The organism is Streptomyces sp. NPDC005070, assembly GCF_053600395.1.
The window spans coordinates 1-1675 of record NZ_JBSFZS010000458.1; the positions used below are offsets into that span (position 1 = coordinate 1).

Here is a 1675-nt window from a genome sequence, read left to right on the forward strand (position 1 = left end):
CTGGGCGGCCTGCACCACGATGGTGGTCGCCATGCCCGGCAGGACGTGACGCAGGTTCACCTGGAAGGAACCGACCCCGTTCACCTTCGCCGCGTCGACGTAGAGCCGGGTACGCAGCGACTGCGCCTGCGCGAGCAGGATCCGGTAGACGGGCGCGGCGAGCAGCAGGCCGAGGACGGCCATGATCGCCCAGACATGGATGCCGACCGAGCCGACGAACGCGAGCAGGATGACCGTGGTGGGCAGGGCCAGGAGCAGCTCCGCCACCCGGCTGTAACTCCACTCGACCCCCCGGCCGTGTTCCGCCGCGTGGAGGGCCATCGGCACCCCGACGCCGAAGGCGACGGCCACGGCGAGCAACGCCGGACCGATCGAGATCCAGCCGCCGGTGACCATGCGCGAGAAGAGGTCGCGGCCCAGTTCGTCGGTGCCCAGCCAGTGTCTGGCGGAGGGTCCGCCGAGTGCGTGGCCGAGGTCCTGGTGGTCGACGGGGAAGGGAGCCCACCAGCGAGCGGTGGCCGAGGCGAGCACGACGAGCGCCAGCCACACGGCGGCGAGCGTCGTATCGGGACGGCGCAGTGTGCGCGGGAGGCGTCGGCGTGTGGACGGCCCGGCGGGCGCCGGCAGTTGGATCGGCTCGGTCGAGACGCTCATGCGGTACGCACCTTCGGGTCGAGGGTGGCGAGGGCGAGGTCGAGGGCCAGATTGGTGACGACCACCACCAGGGTCGCGATGACGACGACGCCCTGAACCGCCGGGAAGTCATGGGTGTTGATCGCGTTCTGCGCGGCCTGTCCCAGGCCCGGCAGGGCGAAGAGCTGCTCGATGATCACCGAGCCGCCGAAGAGGGCGATGAACTGGATGCCGAGCACGGCGACCACCGGTGCGCCCGCGAAGCGCAGGGCGTGGAGGTAGCGGATCCGCCAGACCGGTGTGCCGAGGGCACGCAGGGTGCGGATGTGCTCCTGCCCCAGGGCGTCGACCATGCCGGCGCGCGTGGTGCGCGCGATGATGGCCGCGCCCGTCAGGCCGAGTGCCAGAACCGGAAGCGTCAGACTCTGGACGTACTGCGACGGGGAGGTGGTGAACGCGACGTAGCCGGTGGCCGGCAGGAGTTGGCCCTTCACCGCGATCGCGTAGACGAGCACGATCCCCACCCAGAACTGCGGCAGCGAGAGCGTGATCCCGCTGAGCAGGGTGATCACACGGTCGAGACGGCCGCCGCGGACCGCCGCGAGCACTCCCGTCAGGATCCCGAGGACGGCGCTGAGAAGTGTCGCGAAGACGGCCATCGAGGCGGTGACGGGCAGCCGCTGCATCAGGTCGGGCCATATGGTGTGGCCGTCGATCAGTGAGACGCCCAGGTCACCTCGGACCGCGTGACCCAGCCAGCTCGTGTATTGCACCACCAGCGACCGGTCCCACCCGAGGCGGATGTTCTCGGCCGCGATCTGGGCCTTGGTCGCTCCCTCCCCCGCGGTGATGACGCCAGGACTGCCTCCGGAGGCGTGGACCAGGAGAAAACTCAGGATCGACGCCACCAGCACAGTGACGACTCCGAGCCCGAAGCGTCGGGCGAGGTAGGTGAGCATCCTCGGCAAGACGGGCGAAGTCGGCGGACAGGATGCTGGGGTTGATCTGCGCGGCCATGCCCCAAGACTGCCATGCCCCGGGC

At 70.2% G+C, this 1675-nt stretch carries 2 protein-coding genes; both read right to left on the reverse strand.

The features are described 5' to 3' along the window. Positions 1-654: ABC transporter permease (locus ACWEBX_RS40210; protein WP_451889644.1), on the reverse strand; the 654-nt coding region annotated here is incomplete at its 3' end. After that, positions 651-1592 carry an ABC transporter permease gene (locus ACWEBX_RS40215; protein WP_451889645.1) on the reverse strand — a complete coding sequence of 314 codons (942 nt, stop codon included), beginning with the start codon at positions 1590-1592 and terminating at the stop codon, positions 651-653. The genes ACWEBX_RS40210 and ACWEBX_RS40215, both read right to left, overlap by 4 nt. Positions 1593-1675: the final 83 nt, after the last annotated feature.

Coding starts and splice junctions, on each gene's coding strand:
- ACWEBX_RS40215 (WP_451889645.1), bottom strand. CDS start 1,592: ATGCTCACCTACCTCGCCCGACGCTTCGGGCTCGGAGTCGTCACTGTG.